General features: G+C 39.7%; 19 protein-coding genes, 1 other RNA gene and 4 pseudogenes. 11 read left to right on the top strand and 13 right to left on the bottom strand.

Going from position 1 to position 24,939, the window contains the following annotated elements; translation table 11 throughout:
• Positions 1-75: 75 nt before the first annotated feature.
• Entirely contained in the window at positions 76-1,182 is a 1,107-nt protein-coding gene (locus ACU8V8_RS13890) for a phosphoribosylaminoimidazolesuccinocarboxamide synthase (protein WP_446887897.1), read from the bottom strand.
• Between the two features lie 183 nt (positions 1,183-1,365).
• On the opposite strand from ACU8V8_RS13890, the pseudogene ACU8V8_RS13895 reads away from it, so the two are divergent.
• From ACU8V8_RS13895 to ACU8V8_RS13905, 3 genes and pseudogenes are all read left to right on the top strand, one after another.
• A pseudogene (locus tag ACU8V8_RS13895) lies at positions 1,366-2,054 on the top strand (ABC transporter ATP-binding protein).
• Positions 2,051-3,316, top strand: coding sequence for an ABC transporter permease (locus ACU8V8_RS13900; protein WP_446887898.1), 1,266 nt, complete (start codon positions 2,051-2,053; stop codon positions 3,314-3,316). Before ACU8V8_RS13895 ends, ACU8V8_RS13900 begins: the two are co-directional and overlap by 4 nt.
• A gap of 10 nt (positions 3,317-3,326) precedes the next feature.
• Positions 3,327-3,827, top strand: a complete 501-nt coding sequence (locus ACU8V8_RS13905) for a DUF3299 domain-containing protein (protein ID WP_446887899.1) — start codon at positions 3,327-3,329, stop codon at positions 3,825-3,827.
• A gap of 205 nt (positions 3,828-4,032) precedes the next feature.
• Here the strand turns inward: ACU8V8_RS13905 and ACU8V8_RS13910 are convergent, their stop codons facing one another.
• A complete protein-coding gene (locus ACU8V8_RS13910; protein ID WP_446887900.1) occupies positions 4,033-4,833 on the bottom strand; it encodes a hypothetical protein in 801 nt (266 codons plus the stop codon).
• A gap of 3 nt (positions 4,834-4,836) precedes the next feature.
• Positions 4,837-5,061 (bottom strand): hypothetical protein, encoded by a 225-nt coding sequence (locus ACU8V8_RS13915; RefSeq protein WP_446887901.1) that lies wholly within the window; start codon positions 5,059-5,061, stop codon positions 4,837-4,839.
• A gap of 244 nt (positions 5,062-5,305) precedes the next feature.
• Here ACU8V8_RS13915 and ACU8V8_RS13920 point away from each other — a divergent pair, with 244 nt between their 5' ends.
• Genes ACU8V8_RS13920 through ACU8V8_RS13930 form a run of 3 tightly spaced genes read left to right on the top strand, consistent with a single transcriptional unit; the run spans position 5,306 to position 6,283 of the window.
• Positions 5,306-5,479 (top strand): hypothetical protein, encoded by a 174-nt coding sequence (locus ACU8V8_RS13920; protein ID WP_446887902.1) that lies wholly within the window; start codon positions 5,306-5,308, stop codon positions 5,477-5,479.
• Positions 5,480-5,481: 2 nt separating this feature from the next.
• The gene (locus tag ACU8V8_RS13925) at positions 5,482-5,682 is read left to right on the top strand and encodes a hypothetical protein (RefSeq protein WP_446889646.1); all 201 of its coding nucleotides are present in this window, start codon (positions 5,482-5,484) and stop codon (positions 5,680-5,682) included.
• Position 5,683: 1 nt separating this feature from the next.
• Positions 5,684-6,283, top strand: coding sequence for a hypothetical protein (locus ACU8V8_RS13930; protein WP_446887903.1), 600 nt, complete (start codon positions 5,684-5,686; stop codon positions 6,281-6,283).
• 303 nt (positions 6,284-6,586) lie between these two features.
• Here ACU8V8_RS13930 and ACU8V8_RS13935 read toward each other — a convergent pair whose 3' ends face one another.
• The 3 genes and pseudogenes from ACU8V8_RS13935 to rsmI all read right to left on the bottom strand — a co-directional run bounded on the left by ACU8V8_RS13935 (position 6,587) and on the right by rsmI (position 8,359).
• Positions 6,587-6,973: a DUF6538 domain-containing protein gene (locus ACU8V8_RS13935; RefSeq protein ID WP_446887904.1), complete on the bottom strand. Its 387-nt coding sequence runs from the start codon at positions 6,971-6,973 to the stop codon at positions 6,587-6,589.
• A gap of 123 nt (positions 6,974-7,096) precedes the next feature.
• An RNA gene (gene rnpB / locus ACU8V8_RS13940) (RNase P RNA component class A) lies at positions 7,097-7,460 on the bottom strand.
• 42 nt (positions 7,461-7,502) lie between these two features.
• A pseudogene (gene rsmI, locus ACU8V8_RS13945) lies at positions 7,503-8,359 on the bottom strand (16S rRNA (cytidine(1402)-2'-O)-methyltransferase).
• Positions 8,360-8,420: 61 nt separating this feature from the next.
• On the opposite strand from rsmI, the gene ACU8V8_RS13950 reads away from it, so the two are divergent.
• From ACU8V8_RS13950 to dolP, 4 genes are read left to right on the top strand one after another with little or no spacing between them, the layout of a single operon-like run.
• Positions 8,421-10,286: a penicillin-binding protein activator gene (locus ACU8V8_RS13950; protein WP_446887905.1), complete on the top strand. Its 1,866-nt coding sequence runs from the start codon at positions 8,421-8,423 to the stop codon at positions 10,284-10,286.
• Between the two features lie 24 nt (positions 10,287-10,310).
• Positions 10,311-10,682, top strand: a complete 372-nt coding sequence (locus ACU8V8_RS13955) for a YraN family protein (protein ID WP_421961957.1) — start codon at positions 10,311-10,313, stop codon at positions 10,680-10,682.
• 1 nt (position 10,683) lies between these two features.
• On the top strand, positions 10,684-11,271 hold the full coding sequence (locus ACU8V8_RS13960) for an SIS domain-containing protein (protein ID WP_087533069.1): 588 nt from the start codon (positions 10,684-10,686) through the stop codon (positions 11,269-11,271).
• Positions 11,271-11,837 (top strand): division/outer membrane stress-associated lipid-binding lipoprotein, encoded by a 567-nt coding sequence (gene dolP, locus ACU8V8_RS13965; RefSeq protein ID WP_446887906.1) that lies wholly within the window; start codon positions 11,271-11,273, stop codon positions 11,835-11,837. Before ACU8V8_RS13960 ends, dolP begins: the two co-directional genes overlap by 1 nt.
• A gap of 73 nt (positions 11,838-11,910) precedes the next feature.
• Here the strand turns inward: dolP and ACU8V8_RS13970 are convergent.
• The 7 genes and pseudogenes from ACU8V8_RS13970 to ACU8V8_RS14000 form a co-directional block, all read right to left on the bottom strand.
• A pseudogene (locus tag ACU8V8_RS13970) lies at positions 11,911-14,964 on the bottom strand (TonB-dependent receptor).
• 71 nt (positions 14,965-15,035) lie between these two features.
• Positions 15,036-17,791 (bottom strand): annotated as a pseudogene (locus ACU8V8_RS13975) (poly(beta-D-mannuronate) lyase).
• Between the two features lie 553 nt (positions 17,792-18,344).
• Entirely contained in the window at positions 18,345-19,277 is a 933-nt protein-coding gene (locus ACU8V8_RS13980) for a sugar kinase (protein ID WP_446887907.1), read from the bottom strand.
• A gap of 75 nt (positions 19,278-19,352) precedes the next feature.
• On the bottom strand, positions 19,353-20,660 hold the full coding sequence (locus ACU8V8_RS13985) for an MFS transporter (protein ID WP_446887908.1): 1,308 nt from the start codon (positions 20,658-20,660) through the stop codon (positions 19,353-19,355).
• A 282-nt stretch (positions 20,661-20,942) separates the two neighbouring features.
• Positions 20,943-21,821, bottom strand: a complete 879-nt coding sequence (locus ACU8V8_RS13990; protein ID WP_446887909.1) for an NAD(P)-dependent oxidoreductase — start codon at positions 21,819-21,821, stop codon at positions 20,943-20,945.
• A gap of 582 nt (positions 21,822-22,403) precedes the next feature.
• A complete protein-coding gene (mutM, locus tag ACU8V8_RS13995; protein WP_446887910.1) occupies positions 22,404-23,213 on the bottom strand; it encodes a bifunctional DNA-formamidopyrimidine glycosylase/DNA-(apurinic or apyrimidinic site) lyase in 810 nt (269 codons plus the stop codon).
• Between the two features lies 1 nt (position 23,214).
• Positions 23,215-23,730, bottom strand: a complete 516-nt coding sequence (locus ACU8V8_RS14000; protein WP_290209497.1) for a hypothetical protein — start codon at positions 23,728-23,730, stop codon at positions 23,215-23,217.
• A gap of 155 nt (positions 23,731-23,885) precedes the next feature.
• Here ACU8V8_RS14000 and ACU8V8_RS14005 point away from each other — a divergent pair, with 155 nt between their 5' ends.
• Positions 23,886-24,812, top strand: coding sequence for a manganese-dependent inorganic pyrophosphatase (locus ACU8V8_RS14005; RefSeq protein ID WP_446887911.1), 927 nt, complete (start codon positions 23,886-23,888; stop codon positions 24,810-24,812).
• Positions 24,813-24,939 lie beyond the last annotated feature (127 nt).

Raw genomic sequence — 24,939 nt, forward strand, 5'->3', positions numbered from 1 at the left:
ACTATAAATGCCCAATTACACTAAATAATAGTAAAATATTGGGCTTTTTAAAGTCACTTAACTACCAACTCATTATTAAGACTTAGTAATTAACCCATATTGGTCGTCTAATATGGTAATCACTTCTCCACGTGGATCCGCAGGGATAGTGATATCAGTACCGACAATTTTACTTGCAATACCAACATAAGTATCAGAAACAGCAAGCATAACAGACTCCGGTAAGACATATTCTTGCGCTAGAGCTTCACGCTCACCCATACGGTCTTTATTTAGTAATACATCGCTATCTGGCACATTGTTGATCAATAACTGGCGGAAACCTTCTTTTGAGTTTTCAACAATTTTACCATCTCGGTAAGCGGCTCCATCCCAAATACGTGATGAATCAGGTGTGCCCACTTCATCAATGTAAATCAGTTTGTCTGTGCCATCTACATCTTCTACATAACCAAACTCAAATTTGGTATCGACAAAAATTTGATCAAGCTTCGCAAGCTCCGCACTTATTAAGCCAAAGCCTTGTGTTAATAATTTTTCGTACTTAGCAACATCATCTTCAGACTTAAAGTTAAACACACCCAAGTTATTAGTGATATTGTCACGCGTGATATTTACATCATCCACTTCAGGGATTTCTGCAACGCCCGTGATAATACCTTTTGTAGAAGGTGTGATTAACACCTTATCTAACTTTTGATTAGCAGTTAAACCTTCTGGTAGTTCTAAGCCACAAAAACTACGTATGCCTTTACTATAGTCACGCCACATGCTGCCTGTAATGTATTGACGCGCTATCGCTTCAACTTTAACAGTGCTCGCTTTGCGCACAATCCATACATAAGGGTGAGGAATATCAACAATGTGGTTACCTGCAAGGCCAGCCTGATCAAATAACTTAAACCAATGTGACGCCACTGTATTTAAGGCAATCCCTTTACCTGGTACACCATTTAACCCGTTCTCACCTTGCCAAATACAATCAAACGCAGAGATACGATCAGAAATCACCATAATGGCAAGTTCAGTTCCTTTTGGAACTTTATAGCCTTTTTCACTAATTAAACGAGCGCTATCTTCATCAGTTAACCAATAAACTGAACGCACTTTACCACTGTGAACAGGGCCTTTTGTACGAATAGGTAAGTCATCGTTTACGTCTAAAACTTTATAGCTAGTCATGCTATCTCCGGATGTATGGCATGCCCATAATGAGCATATGTATGGTATTGGGGTTATGAGTTGCTAATAATAATCGAGTCGCTGATAAATCACAATTAAAGCGCTTGGTGATTTAACCTGTTTAGTTTGAATTTAAGCGCTGTCGTTATATTATAACAACAAATAACTTCTAACTAGCTACATATGATTGATATAGAAAAACTCAGTTTCAAATGGCACAAGCAACAAGCAAAGCCCACGCTTAGTATACCGACATTAAACATTGCTGATGGCGAACATGTTTTTTACATGGGCCGAGCGGCTCTGGTAAATCAACCTTTCTGTCATTGCTTGCTGGGATCAATACTGCCAACTCAGGTACTGTAAAACTATTAAATACTGATTTAACAGCCTTGAGCAACCGCAAACGTGATGTTTTTCGCTCTGATCATATAGGTTATATTTTTCAGAACTTTAATTTACTGCCTTACCTCTCCCCGCTTGAAAACGTAATGCTAGGCTGCCAATTTTCAAAACCACGCCAACAAAAAGCACTGCAACAAAGTGCCTCATTAGAGCAAGAAGCCGCACGGTTATTAACTGCGCTTGGCCTCACAATGGAACACCACCAGCAAAACGTAGCAAATTTAAGTATTGGCCAACAGCAGCGGGTTGCTGCCGCACGCGCTTTTATTGGCAGTCCAGAGCTCATTATTGCCGATGAGCCGACCTCTGCACTAGATGCTAATAACCGCACTGCATTTATTGAGCTATTATTTGCTCAGGCCAGTATCGCCGGTAGCACCTTAGTATTTGTTAGCCATGATGAAAGCCTACAATCACTGTTTAATCGCTCAATCAGCCTAAGTGATATTACGGAGCAAGCACAATGATATTGATAAAGCTTGCTTATAAAAGCCTGCTGAACCGCCGTGGCAGTGCATTTTTAACTCTGTTTACAATTGCTATTAGCGTTATGCTCCTGTTGAGTATTGAACGTGTACGCGTTGATGCCAAAAGTAGTTTTAGCAATACAATATCAGGCACAGATTTGATTGTTGGCGCCCGCACTGGCGATATTCAATTATTGCTGTCGTCTGTATTTCGCATTGGCCACACAAACAATGGTGTAAGCTGGCAAAGCTACCAATATATCAAGCAACAACGGGGCGTTGCGTGGACAATTCCATTATCCCTTGGCGACAGCCATAAAGGCCAAGCCGTGCTTGGTACCAGCTTAGATTACTTTACACATTACAAATACGGGAAAAAACAACCGCTAACTTTTACCCAAGGCGCTGCATTTAGCCATTTAAACGAAGTGGTAATAGGCAGTGAAATCGCCAACAAACTAAATTATCAGCTTGGCGATAAAGTAGTTATTTCACATGGCATGGGCAATACCAGCTTTCACCATCACGATGAAGATCCATTTACCGTGGTCGGTATTTTAAAAGCCACAGGCACACCGGTTGATAAAACCTTGCACATTCCCCTTGCTGCCATCGAGTTAATTCACGGTGGGGGTCACTCTGAGCATGAGCATGAGCATGAGCATGAGCATGAGCATGAGCAGCATAATGACAACCTAACCGGAGAGCCAAAACAAATTACGGCCTTTTTAATGGGCTTTGACTCGCCTTTATACACCTTGCAAGTGCGCCGTAATATTAATCAATATAAACCAGAAGCACTACTAGCTATTATGCCTGGTGTAACATTGCGCGAGCTGTGGGAAATGCTCTCAATAGTCGAAAAAATCCTACTGTTATTTTCATCAATTGTAGTATTAGTAAGCCTGCTTGGCATGTTAACAACGCTTCTAGCCAGCTTAAACCAACGCCGTCGTGAACTGGCGATTTTACGCTCTGTAGGTGCCAGACCTTGGCACTTGTTCTCGCTTATTAGTATAGAGTCGCTCCTTATCACATTGTTTGGCTCCTTATTAGGCTGTGGTTTATTTTATGGCTTGATGAGCGTTGCCGCAGGCTTTTTACAAAGCCATGGGGGTATCTCTGTCACAATCAGTATGCTCTCCCACTATGAACTGATGTTGATCGGCGCTATTATGGCGGCAGGTTTTATCGTTGGCCTTATTCCCGCAACGCGTGCTTATTTCTACTCACTGACCGATGGCATGAGCATTAAAATTTAAGAGGAACACCATGCAGTACATTCAAAAACTTAGCTTTATGAGCTTAGCTATTATTAGCTTAGCAGTAAGCTTTTTAGCTCATGCTAATGCGCCAAAAGAAATATTTTGGGAAGACCTGATCCCCCAAGGGCATGTGCAAATTGATACTCAAGACCAAGCAAGCCATGAAGGCAGTGAGCAAAACTGGGTGCAACCCGATCTTGATGCACCGGTCGTAAAAGAGCTCGACGGACAATCAGTGAGTTTACCGGGTTTTGTGGTACCACTTGAAGGTGACAGCGAAGTCATCACCGAGTTTTTACTGGTGCCATATTTTGGTGCTTGTATTCACGTACCACCACCGCCACCCAATCAGATTGTCCACGTCACTATTAAAGGCGGCGTACCAATCGAAAGTTTATATGATGCGATTGTTGTCACCGGCATCATCAGCACCGAAACATGGAGCGGCGACATCGCTCAAGTCGGCTATAAAATAAAAGCCGTTGGCGTCGCCCCGTTTGAACTTTAAAAAACTTAAAACACAAAAAAGCCCGCAGCGTTAACTGCGGGCTTTTTTGTTGAATGAGTGAGTCAGCCTATAAGCTGACAAGCAAACTATTCCACCTAAATAAAAACAACAACTTAAGTAATTTCACGGTTTTGAGTGTCACACTCGGTGGCACACTTTATAACCTCTTATTATAAAATTTATCGAAAAATATCAGTGTGAACTTCTAATTAACATTAGAGCCCTTGCTCTTCGCCTGAGTATTATCAACATTACCATTAACTCTTTCATATACTTCAGCGTTGAACCATGATGTAGTTTCTATTTCACATACTTTGATAATTGTACTAATATCATTCTCGTTAGAATCTAACTCATCATAGTCATTAGTAAATATCACCTTAAGTTTATCTGAAGAACGGTAGCCAGATAACGCTGGAACTATCGAGATTTCTTGGTTTGGCAAAGATGATTCATTAGGTTCACCAAGCTGATTTACAATACCTACATAAACTTTTTTACTTTTTAAAGTAATTAAAATTGGTTTTAAGTTACTAAAACTATTATAAAACAAGCTGTCAATCGGACTATCTTTCAGAATATCGCCAAGATAAGATATACTCTGTACTTTGTTTCCGTAATATTTTTCTGAGAGTGTATCCAACGAAAAAGTATAAAGCTGAGCTAAGTATGTACAGAAATATGAAAATATTATAGTCAGGAAGGATATCACCAACAACCAAGCAAATTGAACTTCTGAAGTTGATATTTTCTCTTTGTTTAAATCTCTACTCTTAATAATATCGACCAACCAAGTTACTGGTTGGAACGAATGACTTGCTATAGCAAGATCTTTCAATAAAAAACAAAGAAGCGAAGTAATAAGAAGATATACAACACCGTGTTTAGCTGACTTTAGGTAAAGTAGTTGACCATCATAACGGTGAAGTTTTAGTTTTTCTTTTGGATATTGTGATAAATGAATAAAACCGCTTATCAAAATTGGTAAAATTAGTAAGGCAAACAAAACTTAACCTTGTCTTTGAGCACCACGCAGATTTTCTGCTTTAACAATACGAGAAGCTGCTGCTTTTAAAGCAGTAAACTCTTGAGAGGAGGCTATTTCTTTACCATCAACGACTACCGTACCACGTCCAACAACTTGGGCACCTTTAATTGATGATTTATCGAAGTTATCAGCAATTTCTTTAGCATTGTCAGATAATAGAAAGTCTAGGATATTTTTCATATTCATGCGAATCCCCTTCATTAATGTTAATAAGTAGAGCGTATAATCCCTGCTCTTAATTTAACTATATAGCCCATTTAAAAAAAAAGCCACTAAATAATACCCGACCATTTACGCAGGCAAGCCCCGTGAAAATTGTGGTGCGATTTTATAGATTAGGCTATGACAAAGCAAACATAAAATTCGCATACATTATATTCACATGCTATATTCTGATTCGATTTATTTTGCATGGAGTACCAATAAAACAATGGAACACGTTGAACTGATTGAAAAAAATCCCCACTTAGAATTAGTAGATGAACTTGAAACGACTGACATTTTTTTATATGCAGGCACGATCTCCTATGAAGGGTTTACAAAGCTATCCTCAGAATTAGAAAAAGAAATATTGATGGTACTAAAAGTGATAATGTTGTTTTAATTATTAATACTTTCGGTGGTGATCCTCATGCAGGTTATAAGATGGCAAGGTTACTCCAGTATGAATATAAACACCTAACAGTAGCAATTCCTGAAATGTGTAAAAGCGCAGGAACATTAATAGCTATAGCAGCAAACGAAATAATTTATGGGCCTTTAGGAGAGTTGGGCCCATTAGATATTCAAACTAGAAAAAAAAGATGAGATGGGCGAACAAAGCTCTACTTTAGATATATTTAAAGCGCTCGATAACTTACAGGCTAGAGTAATTGAATCTTTTCGCCACTATGTCACAGACATAAAATATGGTAGTGGCTTAAATACTAAACTAGCATCGGATATTGCCTCAACTCTAAGTGAAAGCCTTATAAAGCCTATTTCAGCGCAGATTGACCCTGTAAAATTAGGCGAGCAAAAAAGAGCCTTAAGTATAGCGCTAGAGTATGCTGAACGACTAAATCAAAAATCAAATAACCTTAAAGAAAACTCCTTAAATAAATTGATTGAAGGGTATCCGAGCCATAGCTTTGTAATTGATTACTACGAAGCCAATCACCTATTCAATAAGGTAAGAAAAGTTAAAACAGAAGTTGAATATATATTAAACGAGTTAGCGCTCAGTACAGTTCGAAAATTACACAAGGAAATTCATGAACAGTCATTCATTGCATGCGATTTCACCGAGCTATCGAAACAAGTAATTCAACAACAAACTAATATTGAGCCCGAAGAAAACCCTAATAGCGACGAGGCTACTGGCAATCAAGACGTGAAAAATATTTTAGACGCCGTTGGCACAGACTAACGTTCAACTACAACAGTATTAGTTAATGTATATAAGCCAATTGCTCTAGTAAAGCATAAAAGTACCTTGTATCTCATGTTAAAAGCCTATTCTCCTACTAGGCTTTTTTTATCTCACTCTCAATTCTTAATATTTCAAAGGCTCTCACTGAATCTACATTTTTGCCTTTAAAACGGAGCCTTCTCGCTAATACTGCAAAATCGCCAGCAGTTAAGTTTGTCATCTGAATCAACTGGCTCATACTATCCGTATCAAGCCCTACTCCGACTACTTCCTCGAACAAACTAATAGCCTGCTGGCACTTTAGTGCCTGCAATTTGTAGTGTCCGAAGTAATTTGGACGCGACTTAAAGCGTTAGTAATATTGAGGTTATCTTTAAAAAGCACCTCTTCAGAAGCTAAAATTTGATCTATATGATGTTGCTCAAGTCGTTTCTTCATATCCAGCTTAATCGCATTAATCACTTGTTCTTTTTGTAGTTTATCAGACATTTTGTGATATAGGGGTAAAGAGATTAAGTTGTTGACGATAGGGGTTAAATACTTAACAATAACAAGAGCTTGTTTTAAATCCTGGGTGTTTAAAGAGATTCGAATATCTTTTTTTAAGAAGGATTTTGGAAGTTTATATCGAAAGTAAAATGTACCTTTACGAATATATAAATATTCGGCACCTGCAACTGATTTCATAATGGCCTCTTGGTGAGGTCGTTGCTTTTAGGTGGCACAACTCGGTGGCACACTAGGTGTCACAATTGCTTTTGCTTATAATAAATATCCATAACCGCCTAAAAAATCAGGCGGTTATGGAAATTTATGAGTCAGCCTATAAGCCGGGTTCTGTTCTTTCCGAAGAAAGCGATAATCATTCGTCTAGGCCATAAATCGCTCTATGGCTCAAGCAACCTACCCGGTTCCAACGTGGGCCACGCCATAAGGAACCCTATTTGGTCTTGCTCCGAGTGGAGTTTACCTTGCAACCGACTATTACTAGCGGCCCGGTGCGCTCTTACCGCACCCTTTCACCCTTACCAACCGAAGTTGGCGGTCTCCTCTCTGCTGCACTTGTCGTGGGCTCACGCCCCCCAGCCGTTAGCTGGCACTCTGCCCTGTGGAGCCCGGACTTTCCTCCCCCTGCGCATTTTCGTTGCAGGCAGCGATTATCTTGGCTGACTCGGCGCGCAGTATACCTGAGCTTGATGCTGTGTACAGTAAAGAATTAGCCTTTTTCGTCAATAATTGTTTTATAAAGGGCATTTTTCTTCATGCCAAAGTAATCGGCTACCACACCGCAGGCTTTTTTCATTGGCATTTCACTCTCAAGTAAGGCTAACATTTTACGCGCTTCTGGCGGAATATCATCTACCACCTTAGGTTTGCCCGGTAGCATTAAAACAATTTCACCACGTTGTTTAGTTGGATCATCCGTTAAAAACTGTTTTAACTCAGTTACCGTGCCATTAAAAAAGGTTTCAAACGTTTTGGTTAGTTCTTTAGCAAAACCACCTGTTGTTCGCTACCAAGGGCGCTTTCTAAATCATCAAGACTAGCCATAATACGGTGCGTACTTTCGTACATTATACTGGTAATGCCTGAATTGACGGCTTCAATGAAGAAGTCTTGGCGAGCTTTACTTTTCGCTGGAGTAAAACCAATAAATTGAAAGCGATCGGTCGGTAAGCCTGAACAGCATACCGCAGTAATTGCTGCACACGCACCCGGTACAGGTGTTACATGAGCTCCTTGCTCACGACATAAATTAACTACCGCATAACCAGGGTCACTAATTAACGGAGTGCCTGCATCTGAAACAAGTGCGATATTTAATCCTTGGTTCAACTGGTCAATTATTTGCTGCGCTTTTTGCTTTTCATTATGGTCATGTAAAGCAAAGGTTTTTGCTTTAATACCAAAGTGACTGAGCAACTTACCTGTATGGCGAGTGTCTTCAGCAGCGATTAAGTCAACCTGCGATAATGTCGCGATTGCACGCTGACTTAAGTCGTCAAAATTGCCAATTGGGGTGGCAACGATGTAAAGAGTGCCGATTTTATCTGAATTCTCCTCATTTAACATTGAGGTCTCCTGCGTCAGTCAGTAATATAAGCAAATCGCGTTAACGTATTGGGAAATCATTGTGCGACTTAAACTTGTTAGTCTATTAATCATATTGTCAGGGTTATCGGCTTGTAGTACAACCGAAAAACAGACTAAAACCACTGAAAACCTCAGTTCAGCTAATAGTACGTCACAAATTCAAGCGACTGATGCACAATCTATGTACCAACTTGCGTTAAATCGCCAAGGTGCAGATAAGATTCAGCTGCTTTATAGCGCGCGTGACGCTGCTATCGAAGAGCAACGTTGGCCACTGCTAGAGCAAATATGCACTGAACTTGAGCAAACCCCAACGGTTGATCAGGTGCAAAATAAACTCTACACTGCATTTGCACAAAAGCAGCAGGGTAAAAACACCTTAGCGCTGGAAATGCTAGCCACTTTAAATAACCAGTTAACACAACCTGAGCATTTTGCTTGGCACCAATATTTAACGGCCAGCATCTACGCATCACAAAACTTACCCAAACAAGCTGCACCGTATTTTTTTAGAGCATCAGAGGCAGCCAGTAAAAATAATTTAACTATCCCTGAGCTTAATAAAGCACTTTGGCAAAATCTACAGCAACTTTCATCTTACGCATTAGAGCGTTTTAATCGTGGCTCTGTGGTACAGCAAGGTTGGGTAAACCTGGCTTTATATCACCAAGTTTATTTAGGCGCACCGGTTGAATTAGATCAGGCAATCAATAATTGGCAACGCCGCTACCCGACTCATCCAGCAATGGCAGTGCTACCTAAGAGAGCTTCTGAGTTAGTCGCGATAGAGTCAATTAATATTGAGCGTTTAGTTGTATTACTACCTCAATCTGGGGCTAATGAACGCTTAGGCGATGCATTGAAAGCAGGGGTGCTTGGGGCACTCGATAACAGTAATATCACAGAAACAGTTTTTCTTGATGAAATGCTGACGACCACTGAGCTAGAAACCAAGCTCGCAGAATTAAAACCTAACTTTGTTATTGGCCCACTACTCAAAGCAAACATTGATAAACTAGCGAATAATCGAACCTTAGTGAACTACCCTGTTTTACATTTAAACTCTTTTGAAGGACAGCGCGTATCAGGCCAACATTTCTTTTTTGCTTTAAATCCTGAGCACGAAGTACAACAAGCCCTTGAGCACTTTTTAGCTCAAGGCTACCAAAAGCCTATGATTCTTGCGCCAAATAGCAGTGCCGGACAACGCTTAGTTGATTTTTTTAATATGCAGTGGCAACGCTATAGTGAAACAAAGCCACAAGTAGGGCTATATAGCAGTAAAAAGGATATGCCAAAAACAATCGCAGGGTTACTCGAAGTTGATAAATCAAAAGAACGCATTACAACGGTTAAATCGTTATTTAAGCAAGAAGTTGAGAGTGAAACCCGCTCACGTAGGGATATTGACGTTATTTACATTTTGGGTGATGCCATAGAAACCCGTTTAATTAAGCCTTACTTAGATGTTAACGTAAGTACCTTTGTAGAGCGCATTCCTCTTTACGCGAGCTCTAAGAGCCATAGTAAACAAATCGATAGAACCGACAAAGGTGATTTAGACGGCTTATATTTTACTGAGCTACCTTGGATGCTTAACGGTCAAGTATCTAACCAAGCCTTGCGCCAACAATATAATTCTCTATGGCCAGAGCAAGTCGATATCAGCCAACGCTTATTTGCCATGGCCTATGACTCTGTGGCTATGCTAAGCGAAATTACGCAACTGAGCATGATCCCAGGTAAACAATATACCGGATTAACGGGTCAATTAAGCATCGCTAGTGATGGCCAAATTAATCGTCAGCTTAAATGGGCACAATATAAAAATAAACAAATTAAGCCTGTGCAATTAAAAACCCAAGCGCCAGTACCTTTATTTATGCAAACAGCTACAAGTGAATAATTACCAACAAGACAAGGACGTGTCATGTCGTGGTTCAAACAATTATGGCAAAATAGCCGAGAAAAAGGTCAATACTATGAGCTTCAAGCGCAAAAGTATTTACAGCAACAAGGACTAACCCCCATAGAGCGCAACTATAACTGCCCTTATGGTGAGCTTGATGTGATAATGCGTGACGGTGATACACTTGTATTTGTAGAAGTAAAGTTTCGTGCAAGTAGTATCAAAGGCGGTGCAATGCATGCGCTAGGTAAACAAAAGCAGCAACGTTTAAAACGCACAATTTATCATTATTTAGCAGCTAAAAAGCTAAAGGATCAAGCACTAAGAATCGACTTTGTGGCTATTACTGGCGACAAAGCACAACAACTTAATTGGATAAAAAACGTATTTTAATATGCAAGATACTATAAAAGAGATTTTTACAGAAAGCATTCAGGTGCAAATCGCTGCCGGTGAAGTGCTACCAAGCGCGTTAGAAGCCGCCGCTTTTACCATTGCACAGAGTCTTATTAATGGTAATAAGTTGATTTGTTGTGGTACCGCAAGCTGCCACATGCTAGCTCAACATATGGCTGGTGTACTAATCAACTTTTATGAAACCGAGCGCCCCTGCCTACCTGCAATTGCCCTATCGCAAGAAAACATTAATTTAGGGCAAAGTAACCACACTGATGATCACGAAACATTTGCACGTCAAATTCGTGCGTTTGCTCAACAAGGTGATTTATTACTGGTGATGGCAAGCAACGGCAACGAAAAAAATATCATTTCAGCAGTGGAAGCAGCACTGACAAAAGACATGAAAGTCATAGTAATGGTTGGCGATGATGGTGGAGAATTAGTAGGCCTACTTGGCGCTAATGATGTAGAAATCCGCGTACCTTCTAAACGACCTAGCCGTATCATCGAGTCTCACTTGGTCAACCTCCATTGTTTAAGTGGGCTAATCGATTTAACCCTATTTCCACAGGAAGAAAGTTAATGTTCAAGCAATCACTTATTGTTATGGGAACCGTTTTATTATTACAAGGCTGCGCAGCAGCTGTTGTTGCTGGTACTGCAGGTGCAGTGACAGCCGCAAACGATCGCCGCACGCTTGGCTCACAAATTGACGATAACAACATTGAAATTAAAAGCGGTATTGCTATTAACGACGTAGAGCGCTTAAAAGACCATGCCAATCTAAACGCGATTAGCGTCAATGGTATTGTGTTGTTAATTGGTCAAGTTGCCAATCAAGAAATGAAAAATGAAGCGCAAAATGCCGTTGAGGGCATAGATGGCATTCGCAAAATTCATAACCAAATTCGTATTGGCTCAAATATCAGCATGAGCACTAAAACCCATGACTCATGGCTAACCTCTAAAGTGAAAACTCAATTACTCACCACCGATAACATCAGCAGTAATAATATTAAAGTCATAACCGAAAACGGCGAAGTATTCTTAATGGGCTTAGTAACAGATGCAGAAGCCAATACTGCAGTGGATGTTGCCCGTAATGTATCTGGTGTTGAACGAGTTATAAAAGTGTTCGAGTATTTATAACGCGAGTAATCTATTAAAGTTTTAAAATTAAAAAAGGCGGGAGTAAATCCCGCCTTTTGTTTTTCAGATAAGCTTAGAATTTAAATGATACACCGGCAAATAAGCGTGGGCCGTAGCTATTCACTTCACCTAAGTTCCCTTCAGTATAGTAATCTTGTGATTTAGGCTCACTAAATAAGTTAATTGCTTCAACTTTAACTTTAACGTGGCTATTAACTTTGTATGACGCCCTCATTTCCCATACACCTACCGCATCTACATAACGTAAACGGGTACCATTACTTGTATATGGTTGAAAATATTCGCTGCGATACTTATAAATAACCGCCGTATCGAAGTCGCCGATTTGATAATAAAGTTGGCCACTGAATACATGCTCTGAGAAGCCTGGAACCAGAGCCCGGCTCAACAATTCCCTCTGTTAACTGGGTTGTGTTGCCATCTACATCAGTAATGAAAGTATCGCCATAATTACTATCTTCAAATTCATAATCTGTATCAGCGTAGTTATAGCCAAATTTCACACCAATACCAGTATCCCAACGATAAGCAATTGAGGTTTCTAGACCAAAGATATCGCTTTTTTCATCCGTTGTTACAGAATTAGTAATTGGTAAAAGATAGCTATCCCCGTCAATTACAAACTCTTCTAATACCGTTTGCTGTTGGAAACCACCTTGGAATTGCTTGTAGTAAAAACCAAGCGATACAATAGCATCTTCATTTGGGTACCATTCAGCCGCAATATCGTAGTTCCACGACATTAATGGTTTAGTATCAGGGTTACCTGAGCCGTTAACACCAACAAACAAATCTTCTACAGTCGTTGGTGCAGCATTATCATCGGTTTGGAATGTACGGCTATAGCTCATATCACTTGGATCAGCACGCGACATACCACGGAAAATCCCTCCTCGGAATAAGATGTCTTCGCTGTAATCTACTACTAAGTTAAAGCTTGGTAACACTTCAGTGTAACCACCACCACCTTCGATTTGCTCTAGTGATTCACCGGGCACAACACTCAATATACCTAACTCATCAGCAACTACTTCAAAAGTGTTTCTAAAGCCTATTGACGTTACATCAGTATCAACGACACGCACACCAAAATTACCGCGAATAAACTTACCGAACATTTCTGTATCGTAATTCGCCATTAAGTAAACTGAGGTTGTTTCTTCGGTAACATCTTTCGTGCCTGCATTCGCGTACTCCAGTTCAGGGTAGGCAAATTCACCACCATTAGAAGCTGCAAGCGCTTGTGAGAAGCATACATTGTCGTATGTTGCCCAAGATGAACCGGTGCCACTGTCCACAACATTTCCGCTACTATCTATTTGTGTAATAATATTGCCGTCAGAAACACTCGATAAAAACCCTGATTCAGGGAAATCAATTTGACAGCCTTGCAACACATCAAGCGCTGCAGTGTTCGTTTCGTCCAGCGTAAATTCTGTACGTGAACCATTCCCTTGTGAACCACCGTACTGAATAAATGAAAGCTCAGACATTCTCACACCACCTTGAATACTGGTGAATACATCGCCTTCTAATTTATAATCAAAGTCTACACGTGCGCCAATAACTTCGTTATCACGCGTGTTTTCACGGTCTATACGCGTGCGTAAACTATCGGTGTAATTCGAAATATCAGTCACATCAAAATCTGTGAGAGTGAAATGAGGAATGCTTTCCCCCATATCCCAACTAAAGAAAGGACGATCAGCGGTTCTACCCCGGTTAGAAATTTGAATTTCTTCACGCTTAGTTTGTGAGTAAGAAACATCAAAATCTAATGTTAGTCTGTCTGTTGCATGATACTCAACGTTTAAACCGTAACCTTTGTAGTTTTCTTCTCGAGAGAATTGCTCGCCAGCAGACTCAATGCGCTCTTCACCTTCCCAGTGTAAAATTCCACCTGCTTGATTGGTCACGAGTGAAGGACCCGTTATGCCTCGAGTCACTCCTTTTTGTAAGAAAATTAAGTCGTGTCGTGCTTCTTGCTGTACACGATCTGATAGTTGAATATCTAGATTAATATCCCATGCATCTGATGGCTGATATTGAAAAGCTACAAACAATGCATCACGTTCATCTGAAGTTTCATTTTGACGGAAACTTCTACTACTGCCAGTCCACGCGTAAGGTGTGCCATCACTAATTGCTTTACCTGTATCTGAGTCAATTTCGGTATCGTAACCTTGGTTAGTGCTACCACTTACTTGATCTTCACAATCCTTAATCGCCCCAGTAGGTTCATAGCGATAAAAGCCTTCATTAGTGTTGCTTGGATCATTTAAGCATGCCCACAATGAAGAACCGCAGGGCTAGAGCTACGGTATTCCGCTTCTGGCTGGCTAATATCTTGACGTTGCACACCAAAAGACACACCTAGAGCTTGGCCATTATCAAATTCAAATTGATCTAAATAACTAAAGGTACCACGAAAACCAACATCACTTTGTAATGAGTTATCAACATTACTTTCGTCAGGGTTATAGTTTACTTTAACTTCACCTTGAATACGCTGCTTACCATAATCAAGTGGCTGTACCGTTTCAAGAGCGATAACACCCGCTACACCACCTTCTATCATTGATGCATCTTGGGTTTTATAAATCGCGATCTTTTTAACTAGTTCTGAAGGAAACTGAGAGAAGTTAACCGAGCGGTCACCACTGCCGTTAGTTGCTTCACGGCCGTTAATATGAGTAGCACTTAGAAATGGGCCTAAACCACGAATAGTAATTTCAGTTGCACCACCATTTTCACGGTGCGAAGCAGCCCCCGTGATAGATTCAAGCGCTTCACCAATAGACAATGCAGGTAAATCACCAATATCTTCCGCAGATAAGCCATCTACAACCGTGGTTGCTTCACGCTTGATTGCGATTTGATCTTGAATGGTTCTACGCGAGCCTGTCACGCTGATAATTTCAATATTATCATCTTCTATTTCAGTATTTTGAGGTGCTTCTTGAGCATTAACAGTAAATGCCAATGAACCAGCCATACCTGCAAAAATAGTTGCTTTAACAAGCTTAGCAACTGGACGAAGAGCAAATTGATTTCGCGCTTCTTTTTGCGCTCCATTTGCTATTGTGTGTTCTGTTGTCAACGACATGTCGAGATCTCCGTTGTTATTATAAAGGTAGCGTTCGCTACCTATTTAGCAATACAAAATTATTTATAAGGTTACTCTTGCTCTACTGTCCAAGTAGAACCGGCTCCAACTTCAGAAGCTTGGATATAGTGCAGGCCTTTTGCGCCAGCAATCGCTTGAGCGCCATTAGGGTCTGTCACTGTCAACGTATTTGCCTCTGTAGCAATGATTAATTCAGGTACTTCTTTACCATTCTCAGCTGGAGATTGATCAAGCGCACCTTGAGAATCAAATTCGCCGTTGCCATTTAATTTTCTGATATCGACCCAGTCTTCATCTTCAACATCACCTGAAGCGTAGCTCACAGTAAAGCCATAGTTATTTGAAAATAAAGATTCTTCATGGTTAATTAAGTCACAATCGTATTCAAAAGCATGAGCTGAAGTACTGTCACCATTTGCTAAGAAGTAGCCATTAATTAATGCATCAGAAATATCATCATCCGACTCATCTGTATCATCAACACCCACACCATTTGCAATTAGGTTCGCGTCAAATTTAATCTTGAAGAAGTTTTTGGTTAATCCATATAAAATTGGATCATCTGCTGCGGTCAGTTCATCACAATCACCAACACGTGCTTTTGAGCCAATTTCAGTACTAAATACGATAGGTTGAATAGAGTTTAAAACAGTGTTGTTACTAACATTTAAAGTAAAATCACCCGCAGCATCTAGGACCGCTTGGTTACCACTATTAGGCAAGCCACCCGTTGCTTGTGAGAAAGGGTTTGCAGAGAAAACAATACCACCAGCCTCTTTATTACTTGCACGAGTCCCTGCGATGTAGTTATTGGTTACTGTATGGCCCAGTGGAGTCATGATGACACCACTTGGTCGATCGCTCGTATCGTTGATATTGGTAGTGCGAATTATGATGTTATCACTAACGGTATTAAAGCCTCCGTCTTCTAACGAGATACCACCATTGGCATTTATAATCGTATTACCTTGAATCGTCGCACTTGAAGTTTGTACACGCATCAAACGACGACCTGTGGCAAAGTTATCAATACGATTATATTGAACTTTGAAATTAGAGTTATCTGCGGCATCAGAACCTGTAGTACTACCTACATTTAATAATAATAAACTTGATTCGCCATAGTTAGGATTTTCACTGTTGCTGAATAAATTGTATTGCACTGTATGATCAGTGCTTGAAGAGGCCATTTTAATTACAGACCCTTTAACCGCATTATTGCGATTAGAAAAAGTATTACGCTCAACTAATGCGCCTTTACCTTTTAATACAATCCAATGATGTGTTTCTTCACGTATTTCACTGGCGGCAACATCACCGTCCATTGTATTGTGAGAGAAAACGAAGTTATCACCTTCAGAATATACAATGGCTTCCTCTTCGTTTTCGCAAAAGAATCTGATTTGGTATTTAAGTTTTTAAATGTAATACCTGAAATAGCGGCACCATCAACTCCGTTTGCCACATGAATACATGATTCACCCGAGAAAATAGGAGTCTCACCTTCAACGGCACGGATTATTACCGCACTAGTAAGTAAGATTTCTGGTAGGTCGCTGTATACCGCAGAGTTCAAGCCTAATACTGAACCTTCAACTAAACCACTTGTAAGCGCATCAGAAAGCTCTGTAGAATCGCTAATAATTTGTGAGTAAACCACACTATCAAGTTCACCAATAACTGTTTCTAGATAGCCATCGTTATCTGTGTAGACAGCTTTTACAGAAATGGCAGCTCCCGCATAATCAGTTGGCGTAAAAGTGTTACTATTCGTATCGGCGATTTCAACGCCATCTGCTAACCAAGTGTAAGTAATGCTGGTTTCATCAACACCATTTTGTTCATCAAGCTGAGCTGTTAACAAGGTGCTTTCAAGACGAGGTATGTCACCTGTAATAATGATACTACCATCAATATTAATAGCCTCATCTGTCACGGCTTGAGTAGGTTCTGAAAGGTTATCTTCTACAAAGCCATTATCGTCGGTATAAATAACTTGTACTGTGATTACTTGACCTAGCTGTGCTTGCTTAACTACAAATTCACTCGCCGTTTCACCAGTAAGAGCAACTGAGTCAGCAAACCATTGATAAGTAATAGTACCCGTTGCGCCATCAACATCAGTAATCTCCGCACTCAACGTTTTGCCTACAGTAGGAACCCCACTAATACTAACCATGCCTTCAGTGTTAACACGTTCTACAGCTGAAGTAGCCGCGGAGATAGGGGATTCATCAAAACCTCTCGCATCTTCGAATAGAGCTTTAACCGTAATCGTCGTGCCATACTGCGCTTCAGTAAGTTCTAATTCTGACTGAATCTCACCCTCTATAAGTAGGCTATCGGCATACCATTCATAGACAACTATTTCTTTATCAAAACCGTTTTCATCACTTACATTCGCTGTAAGCGTAGAGCCAACTAAGGTGTCACCTGAAATGGACACCGTTGCATCAAAAGGTACAGCTGCAACATCATCAGTTGGATCACTTATATGTGACTCATTAATACCGCCGTCATCAGTGTAGCTCGCTTGTGCAGTAATGCTCATACCAACTTGTGCATCTGTTAAGGTAAATGTTGTACTATTTGCGCCTACAATGAGTTCATTATCAGCATACCAATAATATTTAACATCACCTGAAATACCATCAGGATCACTCACACTCGCACTGAGTGTCTCACCCATTAATGCTGTGCCAGATAGAGCGATAGTGCCCAATGAGTTCCCTTCGTCTTTTGAGTCACTATTACAACCCATTATCGCAGCAGCAACGGCGCAAAGTGCAAAATGTTTTAAATTCATAACGGCTTTATTCTCCACAGTCATGGTCTTGGTTCTTTTCATTATAATGTGTGTGATTATTACCAAAACTCGTTAATTTGTTATTACCAAAATAATTACTTAAAAAGATAAATTGTTAACCAGAGTGGTAATATAATCACAATGTAAATACCATTACCAGTATAATCGCTCAATAAACATAACATTTAATTCACATACTGATGCATTACCTGTAATTTAGTGCTCTGCAGCTATGTCACTATTTTCAATACTTAAATTTAAATACGCAGAAAAACCAATCTCATTTTTGGATTGAATTGGTAAAACAACATACAAATATAATTGATAGCCTGTATTGGATCTTTTGGTTTACTTCAAAACGTCCATATACACGTGCTTAGAGATCACTCATTACCGTAGCTAAAAGACTAAATGAAGACTTAGAAGAATGAGGGGGTAACATATGAGAATTTATTTTAGTTATAACTATTAAGCTAAATTAATACGCTGAGGATAAAGAGGAAAATATACAAGGTAGGCAGAGCAAGAGCTCCCCTACCTAAAGTCTAACTAATTACAAGCCAGCAATTGCCATGGCTTGCTGAAAAACATCTTTAGGCGCAATAGCACCCGGTTGTTGAATAACCGTGCCAGCAGCTTTAGCTGCTAAATTAACTGCATCAACTATTTCGCGGCCTGATAAACGCGCACCTAAGTAAACACCATTAAACGCATCACCAGCAGAAGTTGTATCAACAACATAGGTAACTGGAGTAATAGTATGGCTTAATTGTTCGTTGTTAATCACAGTTACAACAGATTTCGGACCGTTTTTTACAACGATCTCTTCAATGTCATATGGCTTACAAAAGTCTATCACACCTTGAATAGTGTCAATTTCGTATAACATTTCAAAGTCTTCGACTCCAGGTAACACAACATCTGCAGCAGCAAAGGCACTATCATATTGTTGCTTAGTTTCATCAATGCTATGCCATAAACGAGCTCTGTAATTAGGATCAAATACAATTTTTACCCCAGCTTGTTTGAGCTGTGTTACTTTTTGCCAAAATAGTTCACGTGCATCTTGTTCAAGCACAGCAAGTGAAATACCTGAAAAGAAAAACATATCTCCAGAAGACAATTGTTCAACAACATTAGTCGTTAAAAAATCAACGATCTTTCTAGCTGCAGAATCATTACGCCAATACGAAAAGCTACGCTCACCGAATTCATCAGTTTCAATGTAATACATGCCAGGTACTTTTTCATCATGAGCAAATACAAAGCGCGTATCTAGCTGCTCGCTGTTAAAGCGATCTAACATTTGTGCACTTAACTTGTCTTGCCCGATCGCAGTAACTACAGCAGCGTTTAACTCAGGAAAACATCTTTTTAAATACACAGCAGAATTATACACGTCACCTGCAAAAGATTGATGTAAAGCAGATTCGTTCATCGCTCTAAGCTCAACCATGCATTCACCTAGGAAGTAAATATTTTTCATTAATCACACTTACCATATGTAACTAACTGTTAAGCTTCACCACCTTGGTGGTAAAACTTAACAGTTACAGTTTAATTATTGTGGCTTTTTAAGAGGCTCTATTTTTGGAATTAATATCCAAACTGCTGCCATCGCAATAATAGCTAACGAAGCACCGATAATAAATGCAGGAGTATAGTTACCGCCCGCAGTTAAGATTGGCACTAACGATGTAAGGCCAACCGCACCCAATTTAGCAGCCATACCTGAGAAACCAGATAAAGTACCCACCGCTTTTTTGCCCAACAAATCACTTGGTAAAGTTTGTACATTACCGATTGCGGTTTGAAAACCAAATAAGATCACAGCCATAATCATAACAGCGATTGCTGGTGCACCAGGGTTTGCCATAGCTAGTAACGCCGGTAACATGATTAAGCAGCCTAGAGTAATTGTTAACTTACGAGTTTTATTAGTACTCCAACCTGCTTTAAGCCTATTTTGCGCAAGTAATCCGCCAAACCAAGCACCAAACATAGCACCCACATAAGGCACCCAGCCGTAAATACCAATGGCTTTGACGTCCATACCATATACTTCGTTTAAGTAAATTGGGATCCAGAAAACAAACAACCACCAAATAGGGTCAATAGCAGCAGAGGCAATAATTACACCCCAGCTTTCTTTGCGAGAAAGTAACTCACCTGTAGCAGGGTTATACTCTTCTTCTTCTGCAGAAGATGCATCATTAGGATCTACAGTGCGACGTTGGCCTGTTAATATATATTCACGTTCTTCTTCAGTGATCCAAGGGTGAGAGCCTGGTGGTGCTTTTACCAATACTAACCAAGGTACCAACCATAAAAAGCCCATTGCCCCCACAAGTACAAACACCATCTGCCAGCTAAAATAGATTGTTAAATAAGCGATAAGTGGAATCGCAATAATGCCACCAATTGCAGCACCAGAGTTAAATATACCTTGCGCTAAAGCACGTTCTTTAGTCGGAAACCATTCAGCATTACCTTTCGCTGCACCTGGCCAGTTACCGGCCTCGGCAACACCTAAGATAGCGCGGAATATACTAAAACTTAAAACCCCTTGTGCGAATGCATGAGCAACAGTTGCCAATGACCAAACACCAATTGAAAGCACAAAGCCAAACCGTGTACCAACCCAGTCAAAAATCTTACCAAAAATGGCTTGACCAAATGCATAGGCAAATACAAACACAATAGAAATATTAGCGTAAATTTGCTTTCGCTCTAACGCTGATTTATCAGGAAATAAGTCTTCAACAATATCAGGCCAAAGTACACTTAGCGCCTGACGGTCGATGTAGTTAATTATGGTAGCAAGCGCAATCAGCGCAATAACCCACCAGCGTAAACCTTTAAGTTTCATAGTTAATCCTTAAGAAAAGTCTTCACGTAAAATGAATTAATTCTGCTTTTAGCTATCACTCTACGAACAAAGCCTCATTAAGTTAACATTAATTAAATGTTTGGTTAACCACTTCATATTATGACAAAAGTTGTTCTACACAATTTTTAGTACAGTCATAAATAAAAGTAGGTTAAATTTAGCTAACTAATATCAAATGTGTGTTTAGCGCTTAAACCACCTATTCATTAATCATAATAAGCAGGTGGTTAACTAAAGCGCCGAGTTATCTTACCTATGCAATTACTTTTCTAACTTTTTAAAGTAATCAAAGATCTCAGGTACGTTACCTTGGCCCATACCTGCATCAAATGCCGCTTGTAAATTTGCAGAAGAACCTTCAGCAATCTTAGATTCAGTACCTAAGTCAGCAACCATTTGTAAGAAATAGCCTAAATCTTTATTTGCATTAGCAATTGAAAAGCCAAGATCACTAACGTTATCTACAGCGTAGTTCTTACAAAACTGCATAAATGGTGAGTTAGATGGACCTGTCGACATGATGTCGAATAATTGTTGTCTATCAACACCTGCACGATCCGCCACAGCAAAAGCTTGCGACATTGCACACACAGTAGTCATACCCATAAAGTTATTGATTAACTTAGTTGTATGGCCTGCACCAAGCTCACCTAAATGGAAAACATTTTCGCCTTGCTCATCAAGCACTGGCTTAACTTTATTAAAGGTATCAATATCACCTGATGCCATAATATTTAAAAGACCATCTTTAGCGTGCGCTGGAGTTCTACCTAAAGGCGCATCAATCATGCCTACACCTTTATTTGCTAAATCTGCACCAATTTTCTTAGTCGAAGACGGAATTGAAGTACCAAAATCAACCAGTACCGCGCCTTCTTTAATTCCCGCTAAAATTCCGTCCTCAGAGTAAACTACTTTTTCTACAATTGCAGACGTTGTTAGACAAAGCATGACGATATCTGCTGCTGCGGCAAGTTCTTTCGCACTGTCTGTGGTTTTGGCACCTCTGGCAACACACGCTGCCACAGCATCTTTATTAAGGTCCATTACAATCAGCTCATAGCCTTTATTTTGTAAATTTTCGACCATATTGCCGCCCATTAATCCTAGGCCGATAAAACCGATGACTGGTTTAGACATGAATAACTCCTAATCTGTTGGCGTATATTTATTGGTAAGTACAATGCTATACATACTCTATAAAACTAACGCGGTGTCGCTGTTTGAATTCTGTAAAGTTACACTGCTCTCACGCTTTACAATTTTGCCACTACACATAAATAGCTAATAAATTAACACTGACAAAATACACGTTAAGTGAAACTTTGGTTATATACTGATACAGCTCTGATATGAAAAATAAGAGCTTACCAATCGGTATGTAAAAACATTATTACTATATATCCAATTTGTCAACCAATAAGCAATATTTGTAAAACAAGAAACTTCAATTTAACTACATTTATTTGACCAATAGGATCGGTGACATTGGCCAATAAAGTGCTCCATAGCATTTTAAACATCTATTAAATATAAGAATTTATAAAATTTAAAAAAGGGAAATTGGTAAAATGGAAGAGGGGAAAGTATTTAACATAGCGTTAAGTTATTAACCAGTTCAATTGACTGAACTGGTTAATAAGCACTTAGTATAATTTAGCGGTTAGCACGTGTTGTAAAGAAACAACTTATCGTAAAATATGTTTGATATTACCTTTACTTTTAACGTTGGCACTTGCTGCAAAATATCGTGCTGCGTTGCCCTAAACGGATTTCGGTTAACTCCTTATGACACACAAAACAAGGCTCACCTTTACGGCCATAAACAAGTAACTGCTGAGCAAAGTAACCTGGTTTACCATCACTTTGGGCAAAATCTTTTAATGTGGTGCCGCCTTGGGTAATTGCTGAAGCTAAGGTTTCTTTAATAATTGGTATTAATTTTTGATAACGCGCTAAAGATACTTTACCCGCTTCACGTTTTGGGTCAATTCCCGCTTTAAATAGTGATTCATTAGCGTAAATATTTCCCACTCCAACCACAACTGTATTGTCCATTATAAATTGCTTAACCGCCGTTTTTTTGTTGCGTGATTGCTCATACACACGTTTAGCTGTAAATTCATCTGTTAGTGGCTCAGGACCAAGTTTACTCAATAATGTATGACATTCATTTGGAGCTTGCCATAAGCAACAACCAAATCGTCTTGGATCGTTTAACCTAAGTGCTTTTCCATTTTCAAAAATAAACTCAATATGGTCATGCTTTTTAAGTGGTTCTGTTTTATCAACAACCCGTAAATTGCCTGACATACCTAAATGTAAAATCACGCTACCAAGCTCACAGGTAAGCAGTAAATATTTCGCCCTGCGCTCAACAGCAACAACAGGACGGTTAGCTATTTGGTATACTTCGTCAGGCACTGGCCAGCGCATGTTCGGATTGTGAATATTCACCTTAACCACGGTTTGTTGCAAAATATGGGGGGTTATCCCCATTCGGCTCACTTCAACTTCAGGTAACTCTGGCATACTAGTTAGACTCACTCGGTAAAAATTCAAAACTTACAAATAACTGTTGGGCTTTATTTGCATCAATCAAAAATACCCGTTGCGTACTTTTATCTAACAAATAATAACCTTGTGGTGCGCTGTACAACTGATAAAGCCAGGGTAATTGCTCGCCTGCTAACCAAAGCGTTGCCACTGTTATTGGCTGAGTTAATTTTGCAGGAGATACCTCGCTCACACTTAACTCTGCGCCTTGCCAATCATTTATAAGTTTAACGATGTTTTCTTGATTTGCAGACCATTCGCTGCTGGTTGGATTTTCGAGCAGAGGTAGACTTCGCCACGCCGTACCTATTCTTTCAACTTTTTGCTCAGGAAAGCTCAGAGCAAGAATAAAACTTTGCGCAGGCAAAAGAGTTTGTATGCTGGGCTGCTCAGGCACACTGTTAAGCTTTTTATGAAGACCATTAAAAAAGAAGATCATCAATAACATAGAGAAGATTAAAACATTATTCCATGCTTTGCGGCTAAGCTGCATCTTATACTCTTTTAAAAAGATTCAAGTAGTGAAAGTGTAACTAAAAATAGTAAATAATGGCACCGGTAAATTTGTTATAAAAATTCACCTATGTTGAATGTGCCAAAGTACGATTACTTTGTTAGAATATCTGCAAATTTTAAGGAGCTCCGTCAATGTCAATGTATGTAGTGGGTCACAAAATCCCAGATTCTGATTCTATTTGTGGTGCAATTGCACTAGCCTATTTCAAAAACCAAATCGATGAGCCAGCAATACCAACTCGTCTTGGTGATGTTTCACCAGAAACACAGTTTATTCTTGACCGCTTTGGCTTTGAAGCACCTGAACTTAAATTAAGCTATGCCGGTGAAGATGTTTACATAGTTGACCATACAGAAAAAACACAAGCCCCTGATGATATTGATCAAGCCCGTGTTGTTGGTGTGGTAGATCATCACAAACTAGGTGACTTAACATCATCAACTCCCCTTGAGTGTTGGATCCGCCCTGTTGGTTGCTCAAACACTATCATCAAAATGATGTATGACTTCTACAATGTTGAAATACCGAAAGACATTGCAGGCATCATGATGTGTGCAATTTTAAGCGACACTGTTATATTTAAATCACCAACGTGTACGACCGCTGATATCAAGTGCGTAGAAGCACTGGCTGAAATTGCTGGTGTTGAAGACTTTAAAGAATTAGGCATGGACATGTTCCGTGTTAAATCTGCGGTTGAAGACACTCCCGCTCGCGATTTAGTAATGCGTGACTTTAAAGACTTTAACATGAACGGTAAATTAGTTGGTATTGGTCAATTAGAAGTTATTGACCTTGCTGTATTTGATGAAATTAAAGCAGACCTTGAAGCTGACATTGCGCTTCTTAAAGAAGAAGGTGGTCGTCACTCAGTATTTTTACTGCTAACCGACATCATGAAAGAAGGCTCACAAATGCTAATTGCATCTGATGATGCAACACTTGTCGAAACAGCTTATGGCGAAATCCCTAAAGACGGTAAAGTATGGCTTGATGGCGTTTTAAGCCGTAAAAAGCAAGTAGTACCACCACTGCAAGATGCTTTTGCAAAGCTTTAAGAACTAGCTACTAGAATGATATGACTCTGTGCGATTATAGAGTCATATCACGTCCACTCTGTCGCCAGACTATTTTTTCTATCATAAATAATCACTTAAAACTTAGTGAGGGTATATTTAACCCCCC

The organism is Pseudoalteromonas sp. SaAl2 (assembly GCF_052947895.1).